Source organism: Alteromonas macleodii, from assembly GCF_903772925.1.
Classification (GTDB): Bacteria; Pseudomonadota; Gammaproteobacteria; order Enterobacterales; family Alteromonadaceae; genus Alteromonas; species Alteromonas macleodii_A.
The window spans coordinates 735,450-748,697 of the sequence record NZ_LR812090.1; the positions used below are offsets into that span (position 1 = coordinate 735,450).

Sequence of the window (13,248 nt, forward strand, 5' to 3'; positions counted from 1 at the left end):
ATAGTCGGATACAACCGATTTCTTTTAACTTTAAAGGTTTGAATGTATGAAGCTTATCAATGCCTTGCTTGTGGCAGGTGCGCTAGCAGCGACACCCGTGCTTGCACAAGACGATGAAGTCTTAAAACCCGTTGTCGATGAGGCAGCGAAAATAAACGAGTCAGCGGCGAAATCGCAAGAAAAGATTAACGGTATTACCGATCAAATCGACAGCAAACTTCAACAGTTCAAAACATTGATGAAAGAAATCGAAGGCCTTGAGGTTTATAACACTCAGCTTCGTAAGCAAATCAATAACCAAGAGCAAGAAATGGCAGACCTAAATGCTGCTATCGATGAAGTGTCTGTTGTTGAGCGTCAAATCACGCCACTAATGATGCGCATGATTGACGGCCTAGAGCAGTTTGTTGCGCTAGACGTACCATTCCTTCCAGAAGAGCGCGCAAATCGCGTTGCTGACCTTCGCGCTATGATGGACCGTGCCGACGTTGCTGCGTCTGAGAAATTCCGCCGCGTAATGGAAGCGTATCAAGTAGAGATGGACTACGGCCGCACTATGGAAGCGTACAGCGGTATTCATTCAATTAACGGTCAAGAGCGTGACGTTGAATTCCTACGCCTTGGTCGCACAGCGCTAATTTATCAAACACGTGATGCAAGCATGCAGGGTGTTTGGAACAAGCAAACTCGTCAGTGGGAAGAGCTTGATAGCAGCTACCGTACACAAATTACAAAAGGTCTGCGCATGGCGAAGAAGCAACTTGCACCAGACTTGCTAATGCTGCCAGTGGCAATTACAGACTAAGAGGTTGATGAGAATGTTTAACACAGTAAAACGTATCGCTGTTGGTCTAGCAGCCCTTAGCATCAGCGTTGGTGCTTTCGCACAAAGCGACCGTGCCATGGACTTAGACGCACTACTTAAGCAATTAGAAGAAGGTCAGTTCGCACAGTCTCAGCAAAACAAACAGCGAGAGCGTGACTTCCAATCACAACGTGCAGAGCAAGATCGCATTCTTCGCGAAACCCGTGAAAAGCGCGACCAAATGCTTGCACAATCTGAGCAGCTTGAAACACAGTTTGAAGAAAACGAATTTAAACTGGCTGACTTAAACGGTGCACTAGACACACGTCTTGGTTCACTAAAAGAGCTATTCGGCGTACTTCAGCAAATCGCTGGCGACACCAAAAACAAATTCTATAACTCAGTTATTTCTGCGCAAATTCCGGGTCGTTCTGACTTCCTTGATAAAATGGCGCAAGACATGGGTTCAAGCTCTAAACTTGCATCAATTGAAGAAATTGAGCGCGTTTGGTTTGAAATGCAGCGCGAAATGACGGAAGCCGGCAAAGTCACCACCTTCACAACTGACGTTGTTGAAGCGGGCGGTGAAAAAGTGAATAAATCGGTAGTACGCGTTGGTCCGTTTGCTCTAGTTGCTGATGGCAAATACTTAGACTACAACGGCGTAACCGGCACAGTATCTGAGTTAGTACGTCAGCCTGCTGACCGCTATATGAGTTCTGCCGCTGAACTACAAGCATCAAATGGTGAACTCGTTCAGTTTGGTATCGACCCAACAGGTGGTTCAATTCTTGGGCTTCTTGTTCAAGCGCCTAACCTTAAAGAGCGTGTAGAGCAGGGTGGTGTTGTAGGTTATATCATTCTTATCGTTGGTGCATTCGGTCTTCTACTTGCCCTTGAGCGCCTGGTAACGCTTACGCTAACGCGTATGAAAGTGAACAAGCAGCTTAAGAGCAAAGAAGTTAACACTAACAACCCGCTTGGCCGTGTACTTAAAGTTCGTGATGAATATCCAAACGCAGACGTAGAAGCGCTTGAGCTTCACCTTACTGAAGCGATTTTGGGCGAAGTGCCTAAGTTAGGTCGTAACCTAACTATCATTAAGATTATCTCTGTTGTAGCACCGCTTATGGGTCTACTAGGTACGGTAACCGGTATGATCAACACCTTCCAGGCAATTACCTTGTTTGGTACAGGTGACCCGAAACTAATGGCAGGTGGTATTTCAACTGCACTTGTAACAACAGTACTAGGTCTTGTTGTAGCGATTCCAATGACACTGCTTTACGCAATGCTAAACACACGTTCTAAGAATATTGTGTACATCCTACAAGAACAGGCGTCTGGCGTAATTGCAGAGCGCGCTGAGCGAGGCTAATCATGATCGAGTTTCTAGAAGCAATTCGCGATTTCACAGAAACAGGTGGCCAGGTTCTCCTGGTCATCGGTCTGCTGATATTCGTTATGTGGCTTTTGATCCTCGAGCGTGCGATGTATCTGATGGTTTGGCACAAGCAAGCCAAGAAAGAAGCGATAGCAATGTGGACAGCACGTTCCGATCGCTCTTCTTGGTTCGCAGAGCAGGTTCGTCAGAAAACAATTTCACAGTTAACCATGCGCCTTAACGGCAGCATCCCAATTATCCAGTCACTGGTTGCGCTTTGTCCGCTGCTAGGCTTGATGGGAACGGTTACCGGTATGATTGAAGTGTTCGATGTAATGGCGATTGCGGGTTCAGGTAATGCTCGTTCAATGGCATCAGGTGTATCGAAAGCTACTATCCCGACAATGGCGGGCATGGTTGGCGCACTTTCAGGCGTATTCGCCGCTACCTGGTTAACTCGTATGGTGAAATCAGAACGCACGCATCTTGAGGATGCATTGATTATTAAACGTTAATGCTAGCTAAGCGTTAAGGTAAGGTATTTATTATGAAGCAGCACTTTCAAAACCTAGTCGATGAGGAAGAAGCAAACATCGACATGACGCCCATGCTGGACGTTGTATTTATCATGTTGATCTTCTTTATCGTGACTGCGTCATTTGTGAAAGAAGCCGGTATCGATGTTAACCGTCCTGAAGCAGCCACCGCTGTGAAAAAGGACCGCGCTAATATCCTTATCGCTATTTCAGATAAAGGTGAAATTTGGATTAACAAACGTCGTATCGACGTTCGCGCAGTACAGGCGAACATCGAGCGCCTACACGCTGAAAACCCACAAGGAACTGTTGTTATTCAGGCTGACAAAAAGGCCACAACAGAAACCTTAATTAAGGTTATGGACGCGTCGCGAGCCGCTGGCGTTTACGATGTTTCGATTGCAGCCCAAGAGCAATAAATCATGCCACGATATTTAATCGCATTTGTTATTTCCCTTGCGATCACGTTAGGCCTGTTCTTCTTGATGCAATCGCTTATCAAGATGGGTGGCAGCGCACTAACTGAGCCGCCAAAGGGAAGCGTGCTTGACTTCGTAAGGGTTAAGCAGGATGAACAGGTTGAGAAAAAAGATCGTAAGCCGAAGAAGCCACCTAAGCCTGAAGAGCCACCTCCGCCTATGGAGCAACCTCAAATGGACTCACCTTCTCCAGATGCAGAAGGTACATCGATGGACTTTGGTGCTGAAGTCGGGGACGACATCTCGCTAGAAGGCGGTTTGGCTCTTGAATCTGGTGACGGTGAATATCTGCCTATCGTTAAAGTAGCGCCAGTTTATCCAAGACGTGCTCTTCAGCGGGGTATTGAAGGTTTCGTTATTGTTGAATTTACGGTAACCAAACAAGGCGCAGTACGCGACCCAATTGTTGTTGAAGCGAATCCTTCAGGTATTTTTGAACAAGCGGCTATTGATGCAGCCATGAAATTCAAATATAAGCCTCGTGTGGTTAACGGTGAAGCAACAGAAGTGTCTGGTGTACAAAACCGTATTTCGTTCCAAATTGACGGGTAACAGAACATGATGAGAAAACAAACGAATACCTTGCTTAGTGCACTGGCGTTTGCATTTGCATCGGCCACGGTATCTGTACCTACTATGTTGGTTGCTGGTGAGGCTGTTGCGCAAGAGCAAAAAGCGAGCGAGAAGAAAACTCGCCGTGTGCCTACGCTGCGCGGCAAAGTCTACGAGCAGCTAGCCCGCGCGCAAACGGCAGCAGATGAAGCTGGCGATGTAGAAGAGGCCATTTCTATTTTGAAAGAAGTAGAAGATAAGGCTGACTCTATGAATGCCTACGAAAAAGCCATGATGTACAACTTTTTCGGCTTCATTTATTACAACAACGAAGACTATGCAAAGGCGTTGGAATCGTTCGCGAAAGTGGTAGAGCAACAGCCTATTCCTGAAAAGTTCGAAATGACTACACTTTTCAGTTTGGCCCAGCTTAACCTTATGCAGGGTAATTACGACGATACCATCACTTATTTGGAACGTTGGGAAAGTCTGAATACGGGGCCAGTACCGGTTAAAAATAAAGTCATCAAAGCCCAGGCGTACTATCAGAACAAGCAGTACGACGAAGCTGCAATGTGGATTTCTGAAGCCGTTGCCGATCACGAAGCCGAAGGCATGATCCCTGACGAAGGCTGGTTAATACTTCAGCGTGCTATTTTCTATGAACTCAAGCAGCCTCAGAAGGTTAAAGACGTTCTTATTAAAATGGTGAAGCTATTTGACGAGCCTAAGTATTGGATCCAGCTAGCCGGTATGTACGGTGAGCTAGGCGAAGAGCGCAAGCAGTTAGCCATCATGGAAACCGCTTATCAACGCGGGTTTGTTAATACGTCAGCTGACGTGTTTAACATGGCACAGCTTTATTACTATCACCGTGTACCTTATAAAGGTGCTAAGTTGATGGAGCAGGCAATGAACGACGGTGTGCTCGAGAAAAACTTGCGCAACCTCAAGTTCTTAGGTCAAAGCTGGTCACTTGCTAAAGAGCAAGACAAAGCCATTCCAGTGATGATGCAAGCGGCTGAACTATCTGAAGACGGTGAGTTAGATGCACAGCTAGCGCAAATTCTTCTTAATGAAGAGCGTTTCGACGATGCAATTGCAGCGGCAGACCGCGCGGTTGAAAAAGGTGAGTTAAGAAACCCCGGTTTGGTCTACTTGATAAAAGGCATGGCACTTTACAATAAAAAGCAATATGCCCTTGCACTTAACCAATTAGCAGAAGCTGAAAAGCATCAGAAAAGCCGTGCTATGGCACAGCAGTGGAAGCAGTTCGTGCAGGGTGAAAAGCGTCAGGCTGATGCCATCGCTGCCGAGCTTGGTGCCAGTTAAAGCCAGTGCTCGAATGCATGCGTTAATTGAAAAGGTCGATGAAATATCGACCTTTTTTTATATCTTCATGGGTTATTATCTATGCGCACTGGTATTAAATTAAAAGCCGCGAATCTTTTGCTTTGCTAGGTTGCCATTAGTAGTGACGGTAGGTGGCTAAAGGCAGCTTTAAATGCTTTTAAGTGATCATAAGTGGCTTCAAGTAATTAGGGGAGTAAATCCGTTACTGATGCCATTTGGCCTTCCGCCTCTAGCTGATTCCAATGGCTTTTAGTATCTAGTATTTCCTGTTTGATTGAAAAAAAACACTCTACTAGTCTGGGGTCGAAATGTTTCCCTGCTCCTTCTTTAAGGTGTTCAAATGCTTCTTCGTCAGACCATGCTTTTTTATAAGGGCGTTTCATCGTAAGGGCATCGAATACATCGGCAATGGCGACTATACGAGCACTTTCAGGGATGTCTTCTCCAGATAAACCTTCGGGGTAACCCGTACCATTCCACTTCTCGTGATGACATAGAGCAATTTCTGCAGCAAGATTAAACAACGGGGTATCGCATTGAGAAAGAATTTTGTGGCCAATTTGCGCGTGGGTGCGCATCACTTCCATTTCGCTGTTTATTAGCCTTCGAGGCGCTTTCAAAATAGCGTCGGGAATACCTATTTTACCTGTATCGTGCATAGGCGCGGCTTGCGCTAACAAGCAAGCATCATCATAGGACCATCCCCACGCAATCGCTAAACATTTGCTGTAGGCAGCCATGCGCCAAATGTGGTGCCCTGTGTCTGTGTCATTATAGTGTCCTGCTGCCGCTAACATAGTAATGGCACTTTGCTGGCTTTTGCTAAGCTCTTCAGTGCGTTTTGACACTAAATGTTCGGTAGTACGCATTTGATGAGCGAGGCTGATATGCGTTTTCACGCGCGCAAGGGTAATACTGGGCGATACCGGTTTAGTTATATAGTCGACGGCGCCAAGTTTAAAACCCTTTTCCTCGTTTTCTCCTTGGGTCAATGCCGTAACAAAAATGACCGGAATTTTACTTAGCAGTCTATCCGTTTTTAGCTTTTTACAAACTTCAAACCCGTCCATTCCCGGCATCATAATATCTAACAATATTAGGTCTGGCGTGAATTGCTGCACTATTTTTAGCGCAACCGCGCCGGATGGCGCGACCTTAACATCATAATAAGGGCTTAGTATGCCAAGCAATATATCAATATTGGCTGGCTCGTCGTCTACAACGAGGATACTGAATTTTTGTGCTACTTTATTCTGCTTGTTCATGCTTAATTTCATCTATGATTTTTTGCGCCACAACTAAAGCCCCTTCGAAATCATACACAGAGGCCCGCTGTTTTAATTGACTTATGCTGTGTGAATGGGCTGAATCACAATGGCAAGCTGCAACTTCAGTAATATGGTCAAGTGCTTTTGCATCATAAGCTTCAAGAAAGGTTTTTATTTGGTATAGAGATAAGAGCAGAGGCTCCGTTCCCATGTTTTTACTCTCAACCGAGTCATTTTTTTGGCCTGTTTTATCTATGGTATGCGCAATTAGACGCAGCGTCGCATCTAGCTCGAAAGAAAGCTCTGCAATGTACTTCGCAATGACCGTATCCGGACGTTGTTGAACGTCTATAATACGTTGTAAATGTCGTTCTAGTGTACTTGCCCCAATCTTCTGAGCATCTGCAATTAAATTTTTTAATAGCTGGCTTGTGCAGGATGGCGCATGAAAAATATTGAGCAGGTCCGACATTACGCTTCGTTGGCTATACTTGTTGTAAAAATCTAATAAAGCAGTGAAGAATTTATTCAATCCATCCAAAGGCATGATATCAACATAGCCTGAGTGAATATGAATATCGATAGTATGGACAATTTCGTTTGCTGTGGCGGGTTTTACTAAATGATGGCACATACCAGCCGCTAGCGCTTTTTCTGATGCCTCATTGGTTTCATCAGCACTTAGCGCGATAATTGGCGTGAACCAATTTCCATTTTGCGTTAGTGTTTCTGCGATGTCATAACCAGATATATCTGGCAAGTGACAATCAAGTAAAATGGCGTCAAAGGTATTCGAGTTACAAAGTGCCAGCGCATGCTCTCCCGTTGTAGCGGTCAACACCTTTACGCCTAAATCAGCAAGGATTTGTTGGCTTATCTCCACACTTATTAGGTCATCATCTACTACTAATACTCGCTTACCTGCCAATCGATTCGTTCGCCACTTTTTGCTTTCAAGACCTTCGGTTGCCTCCTGATTTGTCGACACTTGCAAAGGCGATAAAGCAGAAATAATTTCGCTTTCTGTAAATGGAAGCTCAATAATTCGAACATCACTAGGGAAAATTTTTCCAAATCGCTTACGAACGTCTTCTCGACAAAATGGGGTTATCAGAACATTGACGTTTAAGTCGCGGTATTCACCAAATTGCATGTGATTGGCAAAGCGTTTCCAGCTAGATTCATCAATGGGTAAATAAGCGATGCTAAAGGGCGCCTGCTGTGAAAATAGCCCTTCTGCCTGATCTACAATTTGACAGTTGATGTTAAGTCTTTCTAACGTTTGACAAAGAATATGACATCCTTGCTCCACGCTTTCGTGTGTCTGAATGCAAAGTACTTCTGAGGGGAGGGAGACAGGAAGTAAAGCCTTAGTAGGCGTCTCGTCATCAAGGCAAACGGGAAGCGAGAATGCAAAGCAACTTCCCTCATTTATTTGACTTTCGAGGGTAAGCTCTCCCCCCATGAATTCTACAAGTCGCTTACAAATCGCAAGCCCTAAACCTGTACCACCAAACTTTCGAGAAATGGATGCATCAGCCTGCTCGAAAGCGTTGAAAAGTTTTGCTTTGCCTGCATCGCTAATTCCCATTCCGGTGTCGCTTACACTAAAGAAAAGGTGATTATCCCGCTTATCGACTTTAAGGAGAACGTAACCTTTTTCTGTAAACTTGATAGCGTTGCTTAATAGATTTATTAAGACTTGATAGATTTTTTCGCTATCCCCCTTGCATGGCGTGTTGGTATTGCAGCGAATATCAAAAAGTAACTGAAGATGTTTTTGCTGTGCTTTTACTTGAAACACCTGCGCCAGCTTTTCTATCATTTTAGTTAACGTAAATGGCTCGTCGAGAATATCTATTTTATTGGCTTCAACTTTGGAAAAGTCCAAAATACTATTCATCAACTCGAGCAGCGCATTTGAACTGCGCTGAACTTTCTCTAAGTATTGCTGGCGCTGTTCATTATCGTTTGTTTCTAAGGCTAAATGCGTCAAACCAATGATGGCGTTCATCGGCGTTCTTATCTCGTGACTCATTGTAGCAAGAAAGTCGGTTTTGGCTTTGTTTGCACTTTGCGCTTCGTCATAGGCTTTTTGTAGCTTCTGTTCAATGGCTTTTTGGCCGCTGATATCGTTGAATACACCCACATGCCCGTCGGGTTCACCTTCGTTATTCATCAGCGGTACCGCAACGATAGAGATAGGGAATAGCCTGCCTCGCTTATCGGTAAAAAAGTCTTCATATGAGGTATAAGACTCTCCATTGCGAATAGCGAGGTTTACTGGACATTGCTCTCTAGGAAGGAGGGTGCCGTCTCCCTTTTGGTAATGGACGGTATCGTGAAAACGACGGTCTTGAAGTTCTTCTAAAGTCCACCCTAGAAGCTGAGAAGCGGCAGGATTAAGAAATTGCGTTTGGCCTGCTGCATTTACTGCATAAACCCCTTCTCCAATACTATCGGTAATGCTGCGGTAAAAGGCGCGTCCTTCAGAAAGACGCTTTTCTAAACGTTTCTGTTGGGAAATATCTGTCCCAATAATAATGAGATGGTCGACAAGATTGGCTTTTTTAACAACTGGAACCACAGTGGCAAATACATACCAAGGCTCCCCCGTCTTTCTTATGCTGTGAACTTCGCCTTGCCATATTTGGCCTTGTGAAAGTGAGCTGAATATCTCGTACTTTTCATCCACTGTAATATTGGTGATGTCGAAGGCGGTGATATTCTCACCCACTATTTCTTGTTCAGAAAACCCTGAGAACTCACAACACTTTTCATTAGCACTAAGGATATTCCCTTTTACATCCATAGTTGCAACCATGCCATGCTTGTCCATAGCCTGACGTTCTAGCAATGGGCGGTTCACAACAAAAGGCCCTTTGGAAGACGTAAAGTTAACCTAGAGCAAGACAGTTGGTAGACAGGTAATGTCGTAAATTGCATAAGTGCAACGAAAGTGATTGGGGTTTGTTTAAGTTAAAGACAGAACCGCGATTTTTTCAACACGTTAAGCTTATTCTTTGGTAGCAGTTGCCTGATTTTAAAATAAAAAAACGCATAGGTTTTGTCACTATGCGCTTTTCTATTAGTTGCTATTTTTGTGCTGTTTTGTGTTTTTAGGCAGAACGGAGTTCTCGACGCAATATTTTACCTACAGTTGATTTAGGTAGTTCTTCTAATATTGTAATTGACTTCGGCACTTTGTAGTTCGTTAACTGCGTCTTACAATGTTCAATAACATCCTCCGTCGATACATCCCCTGATAGCGTAATGTAAGCACATACTCGCTCTCCTGTCTTATCATCAGGCTTGCCAACAACAGCGGCTTCCATCACGCTGGGGTGCGACGTTAGCACATCTTCTATTTCGTTCGGATAAACGTTGAAGCCTGAAACAATAATCATGTCTTTTAAGCGGTCTATAATTTTAATTGCGCCAGATTCTGTGCGAATACCGATATCACCGGTTTTGAAGAAGCCGTCTTCGGTCATTACCTTTGCCGTTTCATCATCCCGATTCCAATAGCCCATCATAACCTGCGGTCCGCGCACAGCTATTTGCCCCGACTCACCTTCTGAAGCTGGCTTATCATAACTATCAAGAAGGGCTACCTCAGTGTCTTCTAGCTTATGGCCGACTGTGCCTATTTCCTCTTTCCCTGGAATGTTGAATGAAACCACGGGCGCGGTTTCAGACAGGCCATAGCCCTCGGTGATGGTGTTACCCGTTACATCTCGCCAAATTGACACAGCTGCTTGGGTAAGCGCTGTACCGCCAGACATAGTGAGATGAAGATTAGAAAAATCAAGTTTTGCAAATTCTGGATGTCGCCCAAGACCGACAAATAGCGTATTTATACCCATAAAGGCGGATATTTTATGAGGCTTAAGTGTTTGAATGAAACCGTCGATGTCTCTCGGGTTAGGAATAAGAATAATGTGCGTGCCTTTCGCAAATAGCGCCATCATACCTACCGTAAACGCATAAATATGATAAAGCGGTAACGGGCATACCAACACTTCTTCGCCGTCTTTGAAGCCTACACCAATGCGATCAAGCATTTGAATACAGTTAGCCATTACATTCTTATTGCTAAGTGCTGCGCCCTTAGAAACGCCGGTTGTACCTCCGGTGTATTGCAGCATGGCGAGATCATCTAACGCTATTGAAGGACGAGAGAACGAAGGCAGTGCACTTCCTATTTCAATTGCTTTGGTAAAAGAAATCGTCCCGTCGAGCGATGGCGCTGTACTAGGATCTAGTAACTCTGTTGCTGATGTCGTAATAACTGTCTCGATACCAGTATCATCTTTAATGTTGGTAAACTTAGGAAGTAAGTCACTTAAGATCACCAAGGCTTTTGCACCACTATCGGTAAACTGGTGCTTCATTTCTCGCTCGGTGTATAGCGGGTTAGTATTTACTACAACAAGCCCCGCGCGTAATGCGGCATAAACGACAATAGGATTCTGGATAAGGTTAGGAAGTTGAATGGCTACTTTTGTACCAGGAGTCAGCTTTGCTTCGTGCACAAAATAGCGGGCTAACGCAGACGACTTACTGTCGATATCGGCAAACGTGAGGGTTTGTCCAAGAGCCGTATATGCAGGTTTATCTGCAAACTTCTGTAAAACACTTTCAATATAGTCGGCTAGGCATGTCACATTATCAGGGTAAGTTATCATGTTGCTTATTCCTAGTAAGGCAAAGGATGTAAAGTATATACCTTACATTAGCAAACTTAACTTTTTATTTACATCAGTGTTGGCTTATTTAATAGTATAAGTTTTAGTTATTAATGGGTGCTAAAACTATCACTGAATTGGCTGTAAATGTATCCCGCACAGAAGCCCGCAAAACACTGTGCTCCAAGCCCTAGCGACGAGCGAGCACCCGCAATAAGGGTGACATTTAAAATGGGCTGCATGGCTAGTAACATCAATAGAAAAGAGAGGCCGCCTGCAACAGCGAATAGAACGGTTCGGCTAGTGCTGGTCGCGCTTTTTGCTTCGTGAAGGTTGAGTTGCTTAACGATAAAGTGTGTTATTGAGAAAGCTAACAGTAAAGTAACGGCGATAATAGCACCGTAAGTGGGTAAGAGACCTAAAGCGTCCTGCCATATCATGGAAAGCCAATCGCTAACGTTTAACTCCACGCCAATTTGAGCCAAGCCCATCAAAACAGAGATTGAATGAAATACACTTGCAAGTAGGAAACCGACTGCCCAAGATGGGACAAAATGAAAAATAGCGCGGCGAGTTGAGTGTCTCATGCCATACATTCCGAAATTCGTCAGTAAGTACCATGTATTAACTCTCGACAAAGCGCAACAAGAAGACTGAATGTAGTTATATTACGCTTACTCACTAAGCATATCACTGTAGCTTAATTAAAATTAGTAAAGACGAGCGAGGGCAATCACAATGAAGTCAGTGCGTACTATAAAAAAGTTTTTGGTTTTCGCGTTAGCTAGTGGTGCGTTTTCGCAAGTTCTGGCGTCTGACGTTGATGTCGAGCCCACACGAAATACTGAAAAGCATGCAGGTATAAGTGATGTGTCGGCGTCATTAAAAAGTTTTGCTAGCAATGTTGTAACCGAGCACTTAGTAACCTCGTTAGCGTTCCCGAAGGCGTTGACAACGGTTATTGATGAGGTGAACGCAACTACGCATATAGTGATAGTGACAAGGGATGGTGAGCTCGTTATTGCTGATGATGAAGGTGAAATTTCTAGATTTTCTTTGGGTCTCGATCATTTATATACAAAAGGGCAGGGAGGTGTGTTAGATATTCTTATCCCTTCTCAGTTCCCCGCCAACCCCACTGTATTACTCAGTTATTCCAAGGGTAGTGATGATGCTAACCGTCTTGCTGTAGTAAAAGGTGAGCTTTCTCTCACCTCTGGCATTAGTAACATTGAACCCGTAATTGAAGTCGCGCAAACAAAAGATACGCCTGTGCACTATGGCGGGAAGCTTCTTCAGCTTGGAACTCGCGATGCAAGCCAAGAACAGGGCTTTTTAGTCACCACAGGTGACGGGTTTGATTACCGAGAGCAAGCTCAGGTTATTAGCTCACAATTAGGTAAAGTACTTGGTTTTTCCATAGCGGGTAAGCCGTTAATGAACCCAGCATTTCCAGAAAGCCCTTACGTATACTCATTAGGGCATCGCAATCCACAGGGGTTAGTGCAAGGGCCTAAAGGGCAGGTATTTCTGCATGAGCACGGACCTGATGGCGGCGATGAAGTAAACTTGCTTAAAAAGGGCGCGAACTTCGGTTGGCCTGTCGTTACGTTAGGAAAAGACTATTCAGGCGCAAGAATTTCACCTTTTTCAACCTATCCGGATATGACAGACCCCATTGTGGATTGGACACCCTCCATCGCACCGTCATCTATGGTTTACTACTCACATGATAAGTTTCCAATGTTGACCGATACTTTGCTTGTTACCAGTTTGAAAGCTAAAGCCTTGTATGCGGTCAATAAAACTCCGAATAAGTATGTTTCTACGAAGATTTTTGACGCATTAGAAGTGAGGCTAAGAGACATCGCGGTCGATGGTGAAGGCAACCTTCTTCTATTGACGGATGGAGGAAATGCCAAGGTGGTAAAAGTTCGCCCAAACAGAACTAAGTTCAATAAAAGATCAATAAACTGAAATTTTGTTTCAAAATTGATGGTAATTTGAACTGGTCGCACCATAAATAGAATGAATCTTTGTCATAAGTGCAACACTATTATTTATCTTTATTGGTCAAACCATTATTGTTGAAAATGACTCCGTAATTCAATTTCTGTTTTTGTAAGTGGCTGAAATTAATAGTTAAAGATTGTTTTCAGCAAAAAGTCATTTTTTGCACCTAT

At 44.2% G+C, this 13,248-nt stretch carries 11 protein-coding genes; 7 read left to right on the forward strand and 4 right to left on the reverse strand.

Going from position 1 to position 13,248, the window contains the following annotated elements; translation table 11 throughout:
• Window positions 1-46 precede the first annotated feature (46 nt).
• Genes PCAR9_RS03295 through PCAR9_RS03320 form a run of 6 tightly spaced genes read left to right on the forward strand, consistent with a single transcriptional unit; the run spans window position 47 to window position 5,088 of the window.
• Window positions 47-805: a DUF3450 domain-containing protein gene (locus PCAR9_RS03295; RefSeq protein WP_014948287.1), complete on the forward strand. Its 759-nt coding sequence runs from the start codon at window positions 47-49 to the stop codon at window positions 803-805.
• Window positions 806-818: 13 nt separating this feature from the next.
• On the forward strand, window positions 819-2,183 hold the full coding sequence (locus PCAR9_RS03300) for a MotA/TolQ/ExbB proton channel family protein (protein ID WP_179982389.1): 1,365 nt from the start codon (window positions 819-821) through the stop codon (window positions 2,181-2,183).
• A gap of 2 nt (window positions 2,184-2,185) precedes the next feature.
• On the forward strand, window positions 2,186-2,704 hold the full coding sequence (locus PCAR9_RS03305; RefSeq protein WP_179982390.1) for a MotA/TolQ/ExbB proton channel family protein: 519 nt from the start codon (window positions 2,186-2,188) through the stop codon (window positions 2,702-2,704).
• A gap of 32 nt (window positions 2,705-2,736) precedes the next feature.
• Window positions 2,737-3,144 carry an ExbD/TolR family protein gene (locus PCAR9_RS03310; protein WP_012517280.1) on the forward strand — a complete coding sequence of 136 codons (408 nt, stop codon included), beginning with the start codon at window positions 2,737-2,739 and terminating at the stop codon, window positions 3,142-3,144.
• A gap of 3 nt (window positions 3,145-3,147) precedes the next feature.
• A complete protein-coding gene (locus tag PCAR9_RS03315; RefSeq protein WP_179982391.1) occupies window positions 3,148-3,756 on the forward strand; it encodes an energy transducer TonB in 609 nt (202 codons plus the stop codon).
• 6 nt (window positions 3,757-3,762) lie between these two features.
• Window positions 3,763-5,088, forward strand: coding sequence for a tetratricopeptide repeat protein (locus tag PCAR9_RS03320; RefSeq protein ID WP_179982392.1), 1,326 nt, complete (start codon window positions 3,763-3,765; stop codon window positions 5,086-5,088).
• 206 nt (window positions 5,089-5,294) lie between these two features.
• Here PCAR9_RS03320 and PCAR9_RS03325 read toward each other — a convergent pair whose 3' ends face one another.
• From PCAR9_RS03325 to PCAR9_RS03340, 4 genes are all read right to left on the reverse strand, one after another.
• Entirely contained in the window at window positions 5,295-6,374 is a 1,080-nt protein-coding gene (locus PCAR9_RS03325; protein WP_179982393.1) for a response regulator, read from the reverse strand.
• Window positions 6,358-9,246, reverse strand: coding sequence for a PAS domain-containing hybrid sensor histidine kinase/response regulator (locus PCAR9_RS03330; RefSeq protein ID WP_179982394.1), 2,889 nt, complete (start codon window positions 9,244-9,246; stop codon window positions 6,358-6,360). Before PCAR9_RS03330 ends, PCAR9_RS03325 begins: the two co-directional genes overlap by 17 nt.
• A 250-nt stretch (window positions 9,247-9,496) precedes the next feature.
• Window positions 9,497-11,065 (reverse strand): AMP-binding protein, encoded by a 1,569-nt coding sequence (locus tag PCAR9_RS03335; protein ID WP_179982395.1) that lies wholly within the window; start codon window positions 11,063-11,065, stop codon window positions 9,497-9,499.
• 110 nt (window positions 11,066-11,175) lie between these two features.
• The gene (locus tag PCAR9_RS03340) at window positions 11,176-11,652 is read right to left on the reverse strand and encodes a hypothetical protein (RefSeq protein ID WP_179982396.1); all 477 of its coding nucleotides are present in this window, start codon (window positions 11,650-11,652) and stop codon (window positions 11,176-11,178) included.
• Between the two features lie 151 nt (window positions 11,653-11,803).
• On the opposite strand from PCAR9_RS03340, the gene PCAR9_RS03345 reads away from it, so the two are divergent.
• The gene (locus tag PCAR9_RS03345) at window positions 11,804-13,042 is read left to right on the forward strand and encodes a PQQ-dependent sugar dehydrogenase (RefSeq protein ID WP_179982397.1); all 1,239 of its coding nucleotides are present in this window, start codon (window positions 11,804-11,806) and stop codon (window positions 13,040-13,042) included.
• Window positions 13,043-13,248 lie beyond the last annotated feature (206 nt).

Excerpts from the sequence above, each read along its gene's own strand:
- PCAR9_RS03295 (WP_014948287.1), top strand. The coding sequence starts at position 47 with ATGAAGCTTATCAATGCCTTGCTTGTGGCAGGTGCGCTAGCAGCGACA.
- PCAR9_RS03300 (WP_179982389.1), top strand. The coding sequence starts at position 819 with ATGTTTAACACAGTAAAACGTATCGCTGTTGGTCTAGCAGCCCTTAGC.
- PCAR9_RS03305 (WP_179982390.1), top strand. The coding sequence starts at position 2,186 with ATGATCGAGTTTCTAGAAGCAATTCGCGATTTCACAGAAACAGGTGGC.
- PCAR9_RS03310 (WP_012517280.1), top strand. The coding sequence starts at position 2,737 with ATGAAGCAGCACTTTCAAAACCTAGTCGATGAGGAAGAAGCAAACATC.
- PCAR9_RS03315 (WP_179982391.1), top strand. The coding sequence starts at position 3,148 with ATGCCACGATATTTAATCGCATTTGTTATTTCCCTTGCGATCACGTTA.
- PCAR9_RS03320 (WP_179982392.1), top strand. The coding sequence starts at position 3,763 with ATGATGAGAAAACAAACGAATACCTTGCTTAGTGCACTGGCGTTTGCA.
- PCAR9_RS03325 (WP_179982393.1), bottom strand. The coding sequence starts at position 6,374 with ATGAACAAGCAGAATAAAGTAGCACAAAAATTCAGTATCCTCGTTGTA.
- PCAR9_RS03335 (WP_179982395.1), bottom strand. The coding sequence starts at position 11,065 with ATGATAACTTACCCTGATAATGTGACATGCCTAGCCGACTATATTGAA.
- PCAR9_RS03340 (WP_179982396.1), bottom strand. The coding sequence starts at position 11,652 with ATGAGACACTCAACTCGCCGCGCTATTTTTCATTTTGTCCCATCTTGG.
- PCAR9_RS03345 (WP_179982397.1), top strand. The coding sequence starts at position 11,804 with ATGAAGTCAGTGCGTACTATAAAAAAGTTTTTGGTTTTCGCGTTAGCT.